Source organism: Halosimplex rarum, assembly GCF_047715405.1.
GTDB lineage: Archaea > Halobacteriota > Halobacteria > Halobacteriales > Haloarculaceae > Halosimplex > Halosimplex rarum.
On sequence record NZ_CP180412.1, the window covers coordinates 4,556,399 to 4,573,159 of the forward strand.

Consider the following 16,761-nt stretch of genomic DNA (forward strand, 5'->3'; position numbering starts at 1 on the left):
GGCCTACGCGACGATGATGTCGCCGGGGCCAGTCTCCGTGCTATCCTCCTCGTCGGTATCCTCGGTTTTAGTCCTATCGGCCTCGGCTTCGTCTGGAGATTCCGACGTGTTGAGCGCGTCCTCGGAGGTGAAGCCGGTGTCTTCGTCCACCGCATTCTCCAGCTCCCGCAGGCGCACCTTGCATTCGACGAGTTCGTCAGTCAGGCCCTCGACGGACGCTTCGAGTTCCTTGACGCGTGATTCGAGCTCCTCGACTCGGTTACCGCACATATCACTACGACCGGACTCCCGTATGATAAACCTACGTCAGACATTCCCCCCGAACCTGATAGGTACTTGCTACTCGGGGCGGTGTTCGGGGTGTGGACGATCCGGTGCGCGGCGAGCCCGAGCGGGCGGGTCGTTAGCCTTTAGCCCCGCGGTACCGAATCGCGGGTAATGACCGCACAAGCCGTCGAGACGGGGGACCTCGCGACCGTCATCGGGCTGGAGGTCCACGTCCAACTCGAGACGGACACGAAGATCTTCTGTGGCTGTTCGACCGATGTCGGCGACGACGAGCCCAACACCCACACCTGCCCGACCTGTCTAGACCTGCCCGGCGCGCTCCCGGTCGTCAACGAGGCCGGCGTCGAAGCCGTCCCGTCGGACGACGCCTGACCAGTAGCCCGATCTCGTTGTCATTCTGCAGTCTCTCGATTTCGACGGAGAAAAGTCACGACCGATAATTGTCTTCAGTTGAAACGTAAACGTCTTGAACAAGTCGGGAGGGGTGTAAGTATGGCCCGACAACTTGCCGCCCTGCTCGTCGTGGCCCTGGTCCTGCTCTCGGGCTGTAACCTCCTCGGCGGGTCGTCGACCGCGACCCCGTCGACGCCCGGTGACGCGACCGACGCCGCGACGACGACTGGGGCTCCGACTCCAACACCGACGCCGGCGGAGACGACCACCCCGACGCCCACTCCGACACCGACGCCGGCCGCCGGACTCAAACCACTCTCGTCGATGTCGCTGCCCGACGGAGTGACGTCGAAAGATGTCGACGCTGGCGAGTTGACGTCGGCGTTCATGGAACGGGTTTCCAACATCACGTACCGGGCGGACGTGACTGTCGAGAACTCGACGGGGACGATCTGGGAGTATCACGCCGAGAACGACAGCGACGCCTCGTTGGTGACACTGTACGGAGGGACCACGGTCGAGATCGTCCGCTGGGTCGGGCCGACAGAAGCCGGGGTCTATTCCCCCCGGAAGACGGCTTACGTGAACGGTCAGACAAAGTTGCGGAGACTCGCGAAGATGTACTCGAAATTGACGAGTTTCGATTTCTCCGGCCACGTCTTGAGAGTAGTCTGGGACCCCATTGGAGTGAGAACGACCGACGAGGGCGAGCGCGTCGTCCTGAACGCGACCGGCCTCGCCGAGAACGTCTACGTCTACACCGACGGCGACGTCGTCGGCGTGTCCGGGACGGTAGACGTCACCAGCGAGGGAAGGATCGTCAACGGCACCATCGCGTACACCGTCGACTACGGGAACAAGACCGACACGCGAACGGTCACCATCGAGACCGAGCGCGCGAGCGGCGATTTCGTCTCGAAACCGGGGTGGGTGTCGGACCCGCCGCAGGTATCCGCCGAAGTCACGGAGAGCGACAAACTCCTCGAGATGTCGCTGACAGACGGGCCGACTATCGAGGCTGGGACGACGCTATCGGTCAACGAGACGGTCTTCGGGTACACGCTCGGGACGGTCACCCTCGACGAGCGCCTCGACCCCGGAGAGACCGTCTACGTCTATCGGACCCGGGAGAACGGTACGGCGACGTTCCACGCCAGCGTCGGCGAGCGCCCGACGCTCCACGGGAACGCCACCGCGTTCACCGAGGACCTGTACCTGCACGGCCGACAGGGCGACTACGTCTTCCAGGCCGGGGTCACGATCGAATAGTCGTCCGAACTACTCGGGTCGTTCCGCTCGGTTTTCCGCGGGTCGTTAGCCTTTAGCCGGGCCGCCACGAATCGCGGGTAATGACCGCACAAGCCGTCGAGACGGGGGACCTCGCGACTGTCATCGGACTCGAGGTCCACGTCCAGCTCGAGACGGACACGAAGATCTTCTGCGACTGCTCGACCGATGTCGGCGACGACGAGCCCAACACCCACACGTGCCCGGTGTGTCTGGGCCTGCCCGGCGCCCTCCCGGTTCTCAACGAGGGCGCCGTCGAGGCCGCCGTCAAGATCGGCAAGGCCATCGACGCCACCGTCCCCGAGGAGACGACGTTCCACCGGAAGAACTACTACTACCCGGACCTGCCCAAGAACTTCCAGATCACCCAGTACGGCGCTGCTATCTGCCAGGACGGCGAACTGGAGTTCTCCGTCGAGGGCGAGCGCCGCTCGGTGACCATCAACCGCGCCCACCTCGAAGAGGACCCGGGCAGTCTCCAGCACAAGGGCGGGTCCATCGACACCGCCGATTACACGCTGGTCGACTACAACCGCGCGGGCACGCCGCTGATGGAGATCGTCACCGAACCGGACTTCCGATCGCCAGACGAGGTCCGCTCGTTCCTCGCGAAGCTCACCGAGGTGCTGGAGTACCTGGGCGTCTTCGACGCGACCCGCGACGGGTCGCTCCGCGTCGACGCCAACCTCTCCATCGTCGACCTGAGCGGCGTGGACGCCGACGAGATAGACGCGTCGGTCCTGGACGAGGCCGACCCGAACCGCACGGAGGTCAAGAACATCTCCAGTCACAAGGGCGCGGAGAAGGCGCTGGCCTACGAGGAGACGCGCCAGCGGAACGCGATCCAACGCGGCCGCGCGGTCGAGCAGGAGACCCGCCACTGGGACGAGTCCAAGGGCGTTACCCTCTCGATGCGCTCGAAGGAGGAGGAGAAAGACTACCGCTACTTCCGCGAGGCCGACCTGCCGCCGCTACGCGTCAGCGACTGGAAGGAAGAGATCGAGATCCCGGAACTCCCGGACGCGCGCCGCGAGCGCTTCAAGGCGGCGTACGACCTCAACGAAGAGGCCGCGGACAAACTCACGAGCACGAAGGAGGTCGCGGACTTCTTCGAGGACGTCGCCGAGCAGTTCGACCCCGACCTGGCCGCGACGTGGGTCGCCGACGAACTGCTGGGCGAGTTGAACTACCGCGACATGCAGATCACGGACGTCTCCCACCGCTTCGACGAGATCGAGCGCCTCGTCGAACTCGTCGCCACAGACGAGATCACGACGAAGAACGCCCGCGAGACGGTGCTCCGTGAGATGCTCGACGACGGCGACGCCCCCGACGACATCGTCGAGCGGGAGGGGCTCGGCAAGACCAGCGGCGACGAGATCCAGGACGCAGTGGTCGAAGCCATCGACGAGAACCCCGAGGCCGTCTCGGACTACCACGGCGGCGACGACGGCGCCATCAACTTCCTCGTCGGGCAGGTCATGCAGAAGACCGGGGGATCGGCCGACCCCGGCGACGTGAATCAGTTGCTGCGGGAAGCGCTGGAAGCGTAACGACCGACCGCGAGCGGTCAGTTTTCCGCCTCCGTCTTCGCGAACGGGCGGAGCCTACGACCGGCGGACGTAGTGGGCGACAGTCGCGACGAGCAGCCCGAGCACCACGAGATAGAGACCGATCTGCAGCGTCGAGGGACCACGTCCCGCCTCGGTCTCGCCGCCGAGGACGATGTAGACGACCATGAACGGGAGATAGAGGATCATCCCCGGGATCCGGAGGACCGACAGTTCGACGTAGATGCGGTAGAGGGCCATGGGAACGGCGAGCAGCGCCGTCGAGACGACCGCGTCCCGGAGGAAGACAGTCCGGCGCGGACTGATCGAGATCATACCGACGCCGACAGTACAGCGGGGTAAATATCTTGCCCATTGACATACAGGCGTCGAGGCGACCGCTATCTCTGCTGATCGAGGCCGCGACGTGACGCGGCAGCACGCGTCCACGTAGCTGGTATCGACCGAGACACCTACAGCGAGCCCATCACTTCGTCGACGAACAACTCGACGGTACGGCGGTCGTTCGAGGGGACCATGAGCATGAACGTGTCGACGCCGACCTCGTCGAATCGCTGCAGCCGGTGCGCGACCTCGGCGGGCGACCCGACGGCGCCTCGGCCCTCGTCGCGTGGCGTCGGCCCGGCCTCGGTCCGTCCCATCAGTTCCTCGTAGGTCTCGTGGGCGTCTTCGCTCGACTCCCGGATGACGGTCCGGTTACCGACTGTCTTCGTGATGGCGGCGTCGTCAGTGCCCAGGTCCTCGCAGTGGCCTTCGAGTACGTCGAGCTTGTGGTCGATGGCGTCGGGGTCGCCCGAGGGCACGTTCCAGCGGTCGGCGTACTCCGCGGTCGCACGCAGGGTCAACTCCTCGCCGCCACCGCCGACGAGCACCGGAATCCCGTCCTCGGGTTTGGGCTCGCAGTAGAAGTCGTCTATCTCGTAGTGCTCGCCCTGGTAGGAGACGGGCGAGTCCTCGCTCCACATCGCCCGGCAGATCTCGATTGTCTCGCGCAGCTGCCGATTTCGGGTGGCGATGTCCGGGTACTCGAGATCCATCGCGTCGTACTCGTCCTCGTACCAGCCGGCGCCGATGCCGAGCACGGCGCGCCCGCCCGAGACGTGGTCGAGGGTGGCGAGGGTGCGGCCGAGGTAGCCGGGGTTCCGGTAGTGCGGGCAGGTGACGAGCGCGCTCAGTTCCAGGCTGTCGGTGGCCTGGGCGACGGCGGGCAGGGCCGTGTAGCAGTCCAGGAACGGCTCGTCGCGCTGGCCGACGAAAGGGAGCTGCCAGACGTGGTCCATCAGCGAGAGCCAGGTGAACCCCTCGGATTCGACCCACTGTGCGCGCTCGACCGTGGACTCGATGGCGGGGCTGTCCGGGCAGTCGACGTAGTCGAAACTCGCGTGGTGGTAGCCGAAGTCCATGACGAGGGTGGGAGCGGAATCCACTACAAGATTTGCCCCTGCTCGGTAGGGGTCTGCCGGACTCGTACCGGTACTCGGCGGTCTGCGTTCGACGGCCGGAGAGCGACGCGGTTCGGTATCGGATCAGGCCGGGACCGATATGGGAGTACTCCCGGCCGAAAGCGGGACGACGGGTCGCCGGACGACGCCGTGCCCGTCTTCACCAGTTGTACCACCACGACCAGTGCTGCTGTCGGCTCCGGCGCTGACCCGGTCGTCGCGCTTGCTCACTCGTTCCCCCGGTCTGTACTGGAACGTCTGTCTCCCCTTGCTCCGACTCCGGCGCCTCTATCGGGACGTCCGTGGGACGCTGTCCGGATTCCGAAGGCGTCCCCCGCTGTACGGGCTGTTGGGCGGCCTGTTCGCGGTCGGGAATCTGCGACTGTGCCGCGGGTTGTTCGTCTGCGGGTGCCGACGGCTGTGATCCCTGGAACTGCTGCTCTCCCGGTCCGTACGGCCGATCCGCCTGTCGCGACTGGCCCTGTTGTTCCTGTTGTGGCGGTTGCTGTGGCGGCCGTTGCTGTGGCGGCCGTTGCTGCGGTGGCTGTTGTGGCGGTCGTTGCTGTGGCGGCTGTTGCTCCGGTGGCTGCTGATGTGATGGTTGTTGTGACGGGTGCTCCTGGGGCTGTTGGTGTTGGGGCTGTTGCTGTGGCGACTGTTGCTGTCCAGGCTGGGGCCGTTGCTGTTGAGGCTGTTTGAACGGTTGCTGTTGGGGCTGTTGGGGCTGTTGCTGCGGCGGTTGCGACGGCTGGGGTCGCTGAACTCCGCCGGTCGGCTGCTGACCCGTCTGCGAAGCTTGCTGCTGCGGGAACGATGACTGTGGCTGTGGCGACTGTTGCTGTGGCGGCTGTTGCTGTGGCGATTGTTGCTGCGGCGACGGTTGCTGTTGCTGGTTCCTTGAGTCGACCTGCGTTCCCCGATCACCGAGGTTCGGCGGGACCGGCAGCCCGACGGCGGCGAGCGAGACGTTCTGTTCGTAGGCCTGCCGGACCTGTTCCGGATACTGCTGACTGAGCCGTTCCACGTAGGCCCGCTCTTCGGTGGTGAGGAATCGCCCCGTGTCTGGATCCCGCTGGAACTCGATGGGATCGAGACTCGACGGCGACCGGTTCCCTCCCGGTTCGGCTGGTCGGTTCTGTCCCTCCTGTGGTGACGGTTGCGGATCCTGTGATGGGTCGTGATTCACGAGAGATCACGTGGGCGGACGCCCACTCGACGGATGCGACACTCTCACGATGTGGGGTGTCCGAATAAACCCGCACCTCCGTTTACGGCCGGCTCACGTCGTAAATCTGGTATTACGTGGTTGCGCCCGCTCCGACCTGGAGTCCGTCGACGGACTACCGTGCCTGCGTTCGGCCCTCCTCTCGATAGCCGGAACTTACGCACTGGTCCCGAGCGTCTGGACTGGCCTTAATCGGTCGTCAGTTCCTCGTCGGCGTCCACGCCCTCACCGCCGGCGCGCGGTCCACCAGGCACCTCCGCGTCATCGTCGATGACAGCTGTGCGCCAGCCGCCGCGGCGGAACCACGCGACGCCGACGACGAACGAGGCGATGGCCGAGACCGCCATCGCCCACCAGAGCCCGTTCACGTCGACCGGCGTCACCGAGACCGGGTCGAGCGCGACGGCGTACGCCAGGGCGAAGGCGACGGGCACGCGGAAGATCCACCGCGAGAGCAGCGAGAGAACGAACGCGACTTTCGTCCGGCCGGCGCCGCGGAACCCACCCTGGATCACCATCAGCCCGCCGAAGAAGGCCCAGAAGGGCGCGATGATCCGCAGCAGGGTGACGCCGGCGTCGATGACTGCCTGGTCGCCGATGAACACGCCCATCGCGATGGCCGGGAACGCGTAGATGAGCCCTCCGGCGGCGAAGAGGACGGCCATCGCGCCGCCGGTGGCCTTCCACGTCACGTCGGCCGCGCGATCCGGCTGGTCGGCGCCGAGGTTCTGGCCGACGCCGGTCGCGGCGGCCTGGCCGACCGCGCCCGAGACGGTCCAGGAGACGGACATCAGGCGGAGGCCGATGCCGTAGGCGGCGGTGGCGACGGCGCCGAAGCGGGCGACCAGCGCGGCGAAGGTGACCGCCGCGAGCGAACGCGTGAGCCCGTCGAACGTCGCGGGGTAGCCCACGTCGATCAGTCGGCGGAGGATCGCCCAGTCGGGGGTCAGGTCGCCGATCCGGAGGCGGATGCCCCACCCGCCGTCGACGAGGATGTAGAGGCCGATGGCGGCGGCGACGCCCCGAGAGATGAAGGTGGCGACGGCCGCGCCCTGCGCGCCCAGGCCGAGGAACGGCCCCCAGTCGAGGATGAACACGGGGTCGATGACGATGTTGAGGCCGGCGCTCGCCCCGACGAGCCACATGGCGGTCTTCGTGTCGCCGGCCGCCCGGAGCGACGAGCGGAAGACGAAAAAGAGGAAGGTGAAGGGGATGGCGAGGAAGACGAATTCGATGTAGGCGATCGCCGCGTCGAACACCGCGCCTTCGGCGCCGATGAGGGCGACCAGCGGCTTCCGGACGACGAAACCGAACACGGCGAGGGCGGCGGCGACGGCGATGGCGAGCAGGACAGATTGGGCGACGGTCCGCTGGGCGCGGCGCTCGTTGCCGGCGCCGATGTGCTGGGAGACGACGGCGTTGGTGGCAGCGGTCAGCCCCATCGCGACGGAGATGAAGAGGTAGGCGGTCGGGAACATCAGGGAGACGGCGGCGACGGCCTCGGCGCTGACGCGCCCCACCCAGAACATGTCCGCGAGGTTGTAGGCGGTCTGGAGGAGGTTGCCGGCGACGAGCGGCCAGGCGAGTTTGAACAGGCGCGGCGTCACCGCGCCGGTGGTCATGTCCACGCGACTCTCCGATTCGCTCACTGTCCCCGTGGAGGGACCACCCGCCCGTAAACGTATTCGTCGCGGACGGACCCACCTGGGTCGGCCGCGGGTGAATCGTCTCCGGCCGGTCGCGGTCGCCGGGCTGGCGGCCCCTTTCGACTCGCGTATCAGAACGTCCTTGACCGTCCGGCCCCGACCGTCGACAATGACACTCGGACAGGCGCTCGGAGCGACCGCGCGCGGGCTCCCCGGCGCTATCGACGCCGTCGTGGCCCACAGCGGGACGACCCACGCAGGGACGCCCCACTGGGTCCTCGGCGCGGTCACGATTCTCGGGATCCTCGCCGTCGCCGGCGGCTGGAGGGAGCTCCGGGACGAAGACGCGTCCGGCCGGCTCGGTGCCGGTCTCTTCTCGGTCGGCGTCGTTCTGGTCATCGCGGGGACTATCGGCCTCGTCGAGGTCCAGATCACGCCCGGGGACACGCCCGACTGGACGAGCTGGTTCCCGGTGATAAACGCCGTGACGGCGAGCCTGCTCGCGGTCGGGAGTCTGGTGGTCGTCCGCTGGCAGTGGCCCGAGCGGCCGCGGTACGTCGGCCTCGGCCTCCTGCTCGCGGCGTGGATCGGTTACCCCGCGCTGATGCCCAACGAGGGCCTGTATCACCCGTTCGGGTACCTGCTCGCCGCCGCCGTGCCGACCGCGATCGCGTACGTCCTGTGGCGGGACGCGGGCGAGGCGTTTCCGCGCGTCCTGGGGATGCGGGTTCCGCTGGCAACCGCGCTGGCCTCGTTCACGATGTTCGCCGTCTTCTACGCGTTCTCGGCCGGGACGGTCTCGATGAACCCCGACGTGACCGCCGACATGGCGGGCCAGGGGTTCGTCACGCCGTACCAGGTCGCCTCGCCGCTGGTCTACTGGCCGGCGCTGGAGTTCTACTTCCCCGCGATCCCGCTGTCGGGCTACGTCTCCCTGGGATCGCTCCTGCTCGTCGGGGTGCTCGGCGGGCTCGTCGCGAGCAACGCCGCGCTCGCCGCCAGGCAGTGGACGGCGGGCGGGGCCATCGAGTCGCCGCGGGCGATGATCGGCACGGTGACGACCGCCGGCGCGACCGCCTGCGGCTGCTGTGCGCCCGCCGTCTACGGCGCCGCCGGCGCCCTCTTCGGCGCCGCCGCCACGCCCGTCTACTGGGCATTCATGGACCCGTCGTCGCCCGTCGGCGGTCTCTTCTTCGCCGCGAGCGTCCTCCTGCTGACTGGGAGCGCGCTGCGCGCGAGCCACGACCCCGCCTGCGCGGTCCCGCGAGAGCCGGAGTCGAGCGGCGTCTCCGAACAGGCGGCCTGAAGGAGTCCATCGCGCACGCCCACGCGAGACGCGAGCGCGCCCACTCGCGGGCGCTCGATCGCACGCACACGCCCGCTGTCGGCCGATTTCGCCCGAAACCTTTAGGGCGGGGACACGCCTATCGGCTTCCATGACCGACTCCCGCGGCCCCGGAGGTGGCGCCCGGTGGAGCTGATAATCACCGAGAAGAACAACGCCGCCAGACGGATCGCCGAGATACTCAGCGACGGCGGCGCGAGCACGACCCAGCGCAACGGCGTCAACGTCTACGAGTGGGGCGTGACGCGTTGCGTCGGCCTCTCGGGTCACGTCGTCGGGGTCGATTTCCCCGAGGAGTACTCCGACTGGCGCGACGTCGAGCCCGTCGAGCTGATCGACGCCGACATCGTCAAGTCGCCGACCCAGCAGAACATCGTCACCACCCTGCGACAGCTCGCCCGCGAGGCCGACGAGGCCGTCATCGCGACCGACTACGACCGCGAGGGGGAACTCATCGGCAAGGAGGCCTACGAGCTCATCCGGGAGGAGACCGACGTACCAGTCAAGCGAGTGCGGTTCTCCTCGATCACCGAGCGGGAGGTCAAGAACGCCTTCGCCGAACCGGACGACATCGACTTCGACCTGGCGGCCGCCGGCGAGGCACGCCAGATCATCGACCTCGTGTGGGGCGCTGCGCTCACTCGGTTTCTCTCGCTGTCCGCGCGCCAGCTCGGCGAGGACTTCATCTCCGTCGGGCGGGTGCAGTCCCCGACGCTGAAGCTCATCGTCGACCGGGAGCGGGAGATCCAGGCGTTCGACCCCGAGGACTACTGGGAGCTGTTCGCCGACCTGACGAAGGACGGCGACACCTTCGAGGCGCAGTACTTCTACGACGACGACGGCAGCGAGGCCGAGCGTGTCTGGGACGAGGACGACGCGACCGAAGCCTACGAGCGGCTCCGCGAGGCGACCAGTGCGGAGATCACGACCGTTCGCCGACGCACGCGCACGGACAACCCGCCGGCGCCGTTCAACACCACCGCGTTCATCTCCGCCGCGGGCTCGCTGGGGTACTCCGCCCAGCGCGCGATGTCCATCGCCGAGGAGCTGTACACGACCGGGTACGTCACCTACCCGCGGACGGACAACACGGTCTACCCCGACGACCTGGACCCCGAGGAGCTGCTCGACGAGTTCACGATGACCCACGAGTTCGGCGACGACGCCGAGTCGCTGCTCGAACTCGACGACATCGAGGCCACCGAGGGCGACGACGAGACGACCGACCACCCGCCGATCCACCCGACGGGCGAAGTCCCCGACCGCGACGCGCTGGACGAGGACGAGTGGGAGGTCTACGAACTCGTCGTCCGCCGCTTCTTCGCGACGGTCGCCGAGCCGGCGACGTGGGAGCACCTCCGCGTCGTCGCACAGGCGAAGGACTGCCAGCTCAAGGCCACCGGCAAGCGCCTGCTGGAAGCCGGTTACCACGCGGTCTACCCGTACTCGTCGGCCAGCGAGTCGTTCCTGCCGGCCGTCGAGGAGGGCGAACACCTCGACGTGAGCGACGTGGAACTCGAGGCCAAGCAGACCCAGCCGCCCCGCCGCTACGGCCAGTCGCGGCTCATCCAGAAGATGGAGGACCTGGGGCTGGGGACGAAGGCGACGCGACACAACACCATTGAGAAGCTCTACGACCGCGGGTACATCGAGTCGGACCCGCCGCGACCGACCGCCATCGCCGAGGCGGTCGTCGAGGCCGCCGAGGAGTTCGCCGACCGCGTCGTCAGCGACGACATGACGGCCCAGCTGGAAGCGGACATGTCCGCCATCGCCAGCGGCGAGGCGACGCTGGACGACGTGACCGAGGAGTCCCGGGAGATGCTCGGACGCGTGTTCGACGAGCTCCGGGAGTCCCGCGAGGACATCGGCGACCTCCTGCAGGAGTCGCTGAAGGCCGACCGCCGGCTCGGTCCCTGTCCCGAGAGCGACCACGACCTGCTGATCCGCCAGAGCCGCCAGGGGTCGTACTTCGTCGGCTGCGACGGCTATCCCGACTGTCAGTACACGCTCCCGCTGCCGAGTTCGGGCGAACCGCTCGTCCTCGAAGAGACCTGCGAGGAGCACGGCCTGAACCACGTGAAGATGCTCGCCGGGCGAGACACGTTCGTCCACGGCTGCCCGCAGTGCAAGGCCGACGAGGCCGACGACACCGAAGACGAGGTCATCGGCGTCTGTCCCGACTGCGGCGACGACGAAGGGGGCGAACTGGCGATCAAGAAGCTCCGATCGGGGTCGCGCCTCGTCGGTTGTACGCGCTACCCTGACTGTGACTACTCGCTGCCGCTCCCGCGCCGCGGCGACATCGAGGTCACCGACGAGTACTGCGACGAGCACGACCTGCCCGAACTGGTCGTCCACAGCGGCGACGACCCCTGGGAACTGGGCTGTCCCATCTGCAACTTCAAGGAGTACCAGGCCCGGCAGGCCGTCAACGACCTCGAAGACCTCGACGGCGTCGGGCCCGCCACGGCCGAGCGCCTGGAGACCGCCGGCGTCGACGCGCCTCAGGACCTCCACGACGTCGATCCCGACGTCCTCGCGACGGAGATCCAGGGCGTGAGCGCCGGCCAGATCCGCGACTGGATCTCGCAACTGCCGGACGTCGACGTCGGAGGGGACGACGACCCCGACGACGACGGGGACGCGGAGTCTGAGACCGACACCGAGGACCTGATCGACGGCGCGAGCCCCGCCGACGAACGCGCAGAGAGCGACTGAGCGCCCGCAGTTCAGAACCCGACGTGTGAGGTCGAACTCGGTCCGTCGTCGCCGTCGTCGATTTTTCCCTCGTGATCGAACGCGTACTCGTCGTCGACGAGGAACACCTCTCCGTCCTCGACGGCCACGTCCACGTCGGGGAGGGTGGTCCCCGCCGCTTCCCCGTTGTCGCAGTCGCCCGAACACGCGTCGAACATCGAGCCGTGTTTCGGGCAGATAATCTCGCCGTCGCGCATCGGGACACCGCGGCCGGTGTCGAATCGCTGTGCCTCGTGCGTACAGCGGTTGATCCACGCCGCGACGCCGCCCTCGTCACTTTCGGGCCCGTCGTCTGCGGCGACCTCGTCCTCGCAGGGGACGACGATGATCTCCTCGTCCATGTCGAATGAGTTGCTCGCGGTGAACAGGAACGATCCCTCCTCGTGGACGGTCTCGACCGCCGTGAGTCGCGCGCCGTCTGGCATTACCCGTACATCGGCGGTTCCCGAAATAGAACTGACGGGGACGGTCCGGTCTCTCTGTTTCGACCCGTGCTCGGGTGCGCGCGGACGCTATTCGCCGACCGCTTCCTCGACGATCTCGATCTCCTCGTCGGTGAGCCCGTACAGGTCGTAGACGATCTCGTCGATCAGTTCGTCGGTGCGTCCGATCTCCCGTTCCAGTTCCTCGGCCCGACCCACCGTCTCTCGGTAACTCGCGAGTCCGTCTTCCACGTCGGACACCTCCGGGAGTGTCAGCGAGCGCAGGCGATCGACCAGCGAGTTGGTCTTCGTCGCCGTCTCGCGGAAGCCCGCGAACCCACCGGCCTCGTCAACGGCCGCGGGCACGAACGCCTCGATCAGGTCCGCCTCGGTCTCGGAGAGGTCCGTGATCCGAAGCGCCGGCAGCGGCTCGGTCTCGGTGTACGCGTCTCTGCCCTTCTCCTTCGGGTCGGGCTTGTAGCGCGCTGTGAGCCGAATCTCGACCGTATTGATCGATTCGCGCTCGGCCGTGGCCTCGCCCACCCGCAGGTTCGGCTTCTGTTCCGTGGTCTGCTGGAGAACCGAACCGGCTGCGTCCTCTGGCGGTTGTGTCAAACCGATCTCTGCGAGCGTCTCGCCGTTCGAATAGGCGCCGATATGGTCGCGGAGAGAGAGATTCAGCACGTCCCGTGAGCGCGAGAGATCCGACCGCTGTCGGGCCAGGAAAGCCAACCGCTCGTGGAAGCGCGCGGGCGCGAATTCGGTCTCGTCGCCCCCTCCGTCTTCGACCGGCGCCTCGGCGCAGGCCTGGTAGTCCCCCCTCGCATATGCGTCCTCGAACTCGGCACCTGCTCCGCCTCCATCGGACGGCGTCCGTACCTTTCGTATCGGCAGTCGTCGAATGTCGTCCGGATACACGTGCAGGAACTCCGCCATCGTCGCCTCGAAGTAAAACTCCAGAAGCGTCGAATTGAGCAGCGCGACTGCGTAATTGAGGTCGATATCCTCCACTCCGTCGGGCGTCGCATCTCGCTCCGGGACTCCTCTCGTCCGGGCGAGTTCCGGATTCTCCCGGAGCAAATCGGTGTTCCGCGCGACGAAGACGACCGTCTCGTTCCCGTAGTGTCGCTCCGTGTCGAGGGCCGCTCTGAGTTCGGTCGCCACCTCGCTCATCGCTATCTTCTCGACTTCGAATAGCTCCGGAAACGCCGGGCGGTGTAAGTCGTCGGGCAGGTACAGTAGCAGTTCGCCGTCGTATCTGACCGTATACGGGTGAATATTTCGACCCTTGATAAACGGTTTAATGCGCTCGTCCGGGTCGTCTCCGCTGGCGAGCTGTTCCAGGCGGTCGACGGCCGCTGTGCGGGAATCGAACACGAACTTCGATAGATTCCCCGGTTGAGCCCCGTAACTCACGTAACAGAAGTCCGCGATCCGCCACGAATCAGTGGTAACCGTCTCGCAAACGCGCCACATCTCGTCGGTGATCGAGAGGATTATCTTCTTGTCGTAGATCTTATCGAAGATCGACTGCTCGGTGGCGTACTCCCGGTAGTTCGGGTCCGATTCCCGCCCGACGGCGATCGCGATCTCGTTCTGCGCAGGGTCGGCGCATCGAATATTGTAGACGACCGGGGAGTTGGAGACGCCCTCGAAGACGGGTTCCTCGCGGAGGTCCCACACCTGCTCGATCGTGTAGTCCGACAGGACGCGGTCTCGGAGCGACTTCCCGTAGTCCGAGACCAGCCACTTGTCCGGGACGATCATCGAACTGAAACCGCCGTCTCTGGTCAGGTGGAGCGATTTGTAGATGAAGGGGAGGTAGATGTCCGTTCGACCGTAGACCACCTCCGAATACGCTCGTTTGACGTATTCGACGCTTTGGTCGTCGAGGTTCTCGATCGAAATATACGGGGGATTCCCGGCGACGACGTCGAACCCGGCATCCGGGCGCTTCTCGCCGTCGTCGTCGAAGAACACCTCGGGGAACTCCAGTTCCCAGTGGAAGAAGTCCTCGTCGGCGGCCACGGATTGGGCCTCCGCGAACCACGGCTCGGATTCGATCGCCGCCCACTCCGATTCAGCTTCGATGGCGGCGGCCATCTCCTCGTAGGCGTCGTCCGGGACGTCTACGCCGAACTGCTCCGCCGTGTGCACGTTCGCCAACTCGAACAGTCGCTCGTACAGGGGGTCGTCGCGGATCTCCCGATAGATCCCCTCCATCGACTTGACGTCGTCGAGCGTCTCGTTGTCGATGGCGAGCAACTCTCGCATCAGGTCCATCACGTGGTCGAGCGTGTCCTTGCGCACTCGCGCGAACGCCTGCGTGAGAGTCAACTGTCCGCCTTCTTCGGCGACGTCGTCACTCAGCACTCGCGTGACGTCCGAACCGACCAGCGAGTCTCCGGTTTTGAGGCGGTGATCCAGAAACGCCAGCGGCTGGTCGGTCGCCAGCGTTTCCAGCCACATCGACAGCTTCGCTAGCTCGACAGCCATGCCGTTGACGTCGACTCCGTAGATGCACTCCTTGGCTATCTCCCGGCGCAGGTTCTGCTCGTCGTAGCTCTGGATCTCCTGCTCGCGGACGACCTCCATCACGCGCTCGGTCAGATACCCCGTGGCCTTCGTCAGGAAGTGGCCGCTGCCCATCGCCGGGTCGAGGACCGTCAGATCGCGGACCGACTGCCAGAAGCGCATGAAGTACTCGCGGTCGCTCGGTTCGAGCCCGTCCTCGCGCAACTCCGCGTCGATGTCTCCGATCAGGGGGCCGACGGTCTCCTCGACGATGTGGGCGACGACGTAGTCGGGCGTGTAGTACGCGCCCGTCGCTTTCCGCTCGCCGTCGTCGTTGACCACGTACAGCTCGCCGCGCTCGACCGTCTCGACGGCGTCGGCGTCTGTCACCTCGGTCGCGGGCTTCCACACCTGGCCGCCGTCCTCGTCGACGGCCGCGTAGGCCTCCGGAGCGATGCGGAATTCGTGTTCGAGCAGGCCCTCGTAGATGCTCCCGAGGTGGCGGGTATCGAGGTCGGCGTAGTCGGCGAGGACGAACGAGCCGTCGTCGGATTCGGTGGTTCCCAGGCGGTAGAGTACCTCGGCGATGTAGCGGTCGGCGACCTGGTTCTCGGCGAGAAAGCCGTGCTGGTCGTCGTCGAACAGGCCGCCGTTGTACGGCGGGATACCCAGCGACCCCTCGCCGGAATCGACGAGTCGGAACAGGTCCTCCAGCCGGCTCCACATCGAGGTCGAGTGCTCGCTGTAGTCCGAGAGCGAGCCCCCCGATCCCACGTCGTCGTGGATGTCGAACCGGAGCCGGTCGAGGCTGAAGTGCTCCTCGTACTCGGCCACCGAGTCGGGGTCGTCGGGATGGATGAGTCCCCGTGACTCGGCGTAGAGGACGAACATCAACCGGTAGAGGAGGACCAGCGACTGCTCTTTCAACTCCTCGAGCGCGTCGTCGTCTTCGGGGTCGATGTCGAGGTCGTTCGTTTCGACGAACCCGTCGCCGAGTACCCGGAGTGCGGTGAAGACGTTGTCTTGCAGGTCTTCGCCGAGTTCCTGGGCGGCGGTCTCGCTCTCCGACCAGACCGTGTCGAGGAAGGACGTGCCGGCGCTCTGGCGGAACGCCTCGGGTCGGAAGAACGCGTAGAAGTACTTGAACCGCTCCACGCTCCCCGAGGCGAGTAGCTCCGGCAGGTCGACTTCGTAGTAGGTCTCCGTCGCGTAGTCTTTCGTTCCGTAGAGCCGCCACTTGCGGCCATCGGTCAGGACGCCCCAGCGGAGTCGTTCGGGCGTGTGTTCGAGATAGTACTTTATCTGATGTGACGCGTCGCGGTACGACCGCTGTTCGCTGAATCGCGCGGAGAAGTCGGCGCCCCATTGCTTCGCTTCGAGAACGGCCGCGGCGGTCCCGTACATCGCCTCCGGTTCGCCCGCTCTCTTCCGAAGCGCCCCTTCGCGCCTGTCCTCCTCGGACTCGAACAGCAGCCGGTCGTTGTACCCGCCGCCGCCCGGCAGCGTCGTCTCTGCTGCGGTCCCGAATCCGAGCACGTCGAGCACATCGTCGATCCACGAGTCCAGTAACTCGTCTTCCTTGTACGACGGGGCGAGATCCCCTTCGAGCTCCCAGCGCTGCTGCAGTTCCTCGAACGCTTCCGTCGCTTCCTCGTCGCAGTCCCACGCGTCCAGATCGGCGACGCGTTCGTCGAGATAGTAGCCGGAGAAGAGATTCGAGTTGTGATACGGAGCCGACGGGAGCGTCGCCTGACTCATTTGATACCCCTATCTCCTGTCGGCGGTCACCAAGAAAGTACGGGGCATCGTTGCCGGCGAACCACGCCTCCCTCGGTAGCGCTGTCTGTTCGGCATCGTCTCCCGGCCGT

10 protein-coding genes and 1 pseudogene are annotated in these 16,761 nt (G+C 66.5%); 5 read left to right on the top strand and 6 right to left on the bottom strand.

What is annotated here, in order from left to right:
* Positions 1–3 precede the first annotated feature (3 nt).
* The gene (locus ACMGFH_RS21620; RefSeq protein WP_415380700.1) at positions 4–270 is read right to left on the bottom strand and encodes a bZIP transcription factor; all 267 of its coding nucleotides are present in this window, start codon (positions 268–270) and stop codon (positions 4–6) included.
* Positions 271–438: 168 nt separating this feature from the next.
* Between ACMGFH_RS21620 and ACMGFH_RS21625 the strand changes: the two are divergent.
* The 3 genes and pseudogenes from ACMGFH_RS21625 to gatB all read left to right on the top strand — a co-directional run.
* Positions 439–639, top strand: a pseudogene (locus tag ACMGFH_RS21625) (Asp-tRNA(Asn)/Glu-tRNA(Gln) amidotransferase GatCAB subunit B); the annotation flags it as partial.
* Positions 640–780: 141 nt separating this feature from the next.
* Positions 781–1,950 carry a hypothetical protein gene (locus ACMGFH_RS21630; RefSeq protein WP_415380701.1) on the top strand — a complete coding sequence of 390 codons (1,170 nt, stop codon included), beginning with the start codon at positions 781–783 and terminating at the stop codon, positions 1,948–1,950.
* An 80-nt stretch (positions 1,951–2,030) separates the two neighbouring features.
* Positions 2,031–3,521, top strand: coding sequence for an Asp-tRNA(Asn)/Glu-tRNA(Gln) amidotransferase subunit GatB (gatB, locus tag ACMGFH_RS21635; RefSeq protein ID WP_415380702.1), 1,491 nt, complete (start codon positions 2,031–2,033; stop codon positions 3,519–3,521).
* Positions 3,522–3,575: 54 nt separating this feature from the next.
* On the opposite strand, the gene ACMGFH_RS21640 is transcribed toward gatB, so the two are convergent.
* The 3 genes from ACMGFH_RS21640 to ACMGFH_RS21650 form a co-directional block, all read right to left on the bottom strand.
* Positions 3,576–3,854 (bottom strand): hypothetical protein, encoded by a 279-nt coding sequence (locus ACMGFH_RS21640; RefSeq protein ID WP_415380703.1) that lies wholly within the window; start codon positions 3,852–3,854, stop codon positions 3,576–3,578.
* A 137-nt stretch (positions 3,855–3,991) separates the two neighbouring features.
* On the bottom strand, positions 3,992–4,966 hold the full coding sequence (locus tag ACMGFH_RS21645) for a TIGR03560 family F420-dependent LLM class oxidoreductase (RefSeq protein ID WP_415380704.1): 975 nt from the start codon (positions 4,964–4,966) through the stop codon (positions 3,992–3,994).
* A 1,428-nt stretch (positions 4,967–6,394) separates the two neighbouring features.
* Positions 6,395–7,828, bottom strand: coding sequence for an MATE family efflux transporter (locus ACMGFH_RS21650; protein WP_415383293.1), 1,434 nt, complete (start codon positions 7,826–7,828; stop codon positions 6,395–6,397).
* A 193-nt stretch (positions 7,829–8,021) separates the two neighbouring features.
* Between ACMGFH_RS21650 and ACMGFH_RS21655 the strand changes: the two genes are divergently transcribed.
* Complete coding sequence (locus tag ACMGFH_RS21655) at positions 8,022–9,158, top strand: hypothetical protein (protein ID WP_415380705.1); 1,137 nt, start codon at positions 8,022–8,024, stop codon at positions 9,156–9,158.
* A 165-nt stretch (positions 9,159–9,323) separates the two neighbouring features.
* Complete coding sequence (locus ACMGFH_RS21660) at positions 9,324–11,918, top strand: DNA topoisomerase I (RefSeq protein ID WP_415380706.1); 2,595 nt, start codon at positions 9,324–9,326, stop codon at positions 11,916–11,918.
* 11 nt (positions 11,919–11,929) lie between these two features.
* On the opposite strand, the gene ACMGFH_RS21665 is transcribed toward ACMGFH_RS21660, so the two are convergent.
* The gene (locus tag ACMGFH_RS21665; RefSeq protein ID WP_415380707.1) at positions 11,930–12,382 is read right to left on the bottom strand and encodes a Rieske (2Fe-2S) protein; all 453 of its coding nucleotides are present in this window, start codon (positions 12,380–12,382) and stop codon (positions 11,930–11,932) included.
* Between the two features lie 87 nt (positions 12,383–12,469).
* On the bottom strand, positions 12,470–16,651 hold the full coding sequence (locus ACMGFH_RS21670) for an Eco57I restriction-modification methylase domain-containing protein (protein ID WP_415380708.1): 4,182 nt from the start codon (positions 16,649–16,651) through the stop codon (positions 12,470–12,472).
* Positions 16,652–16,761 lie beyond the last annotated feature (110 nt).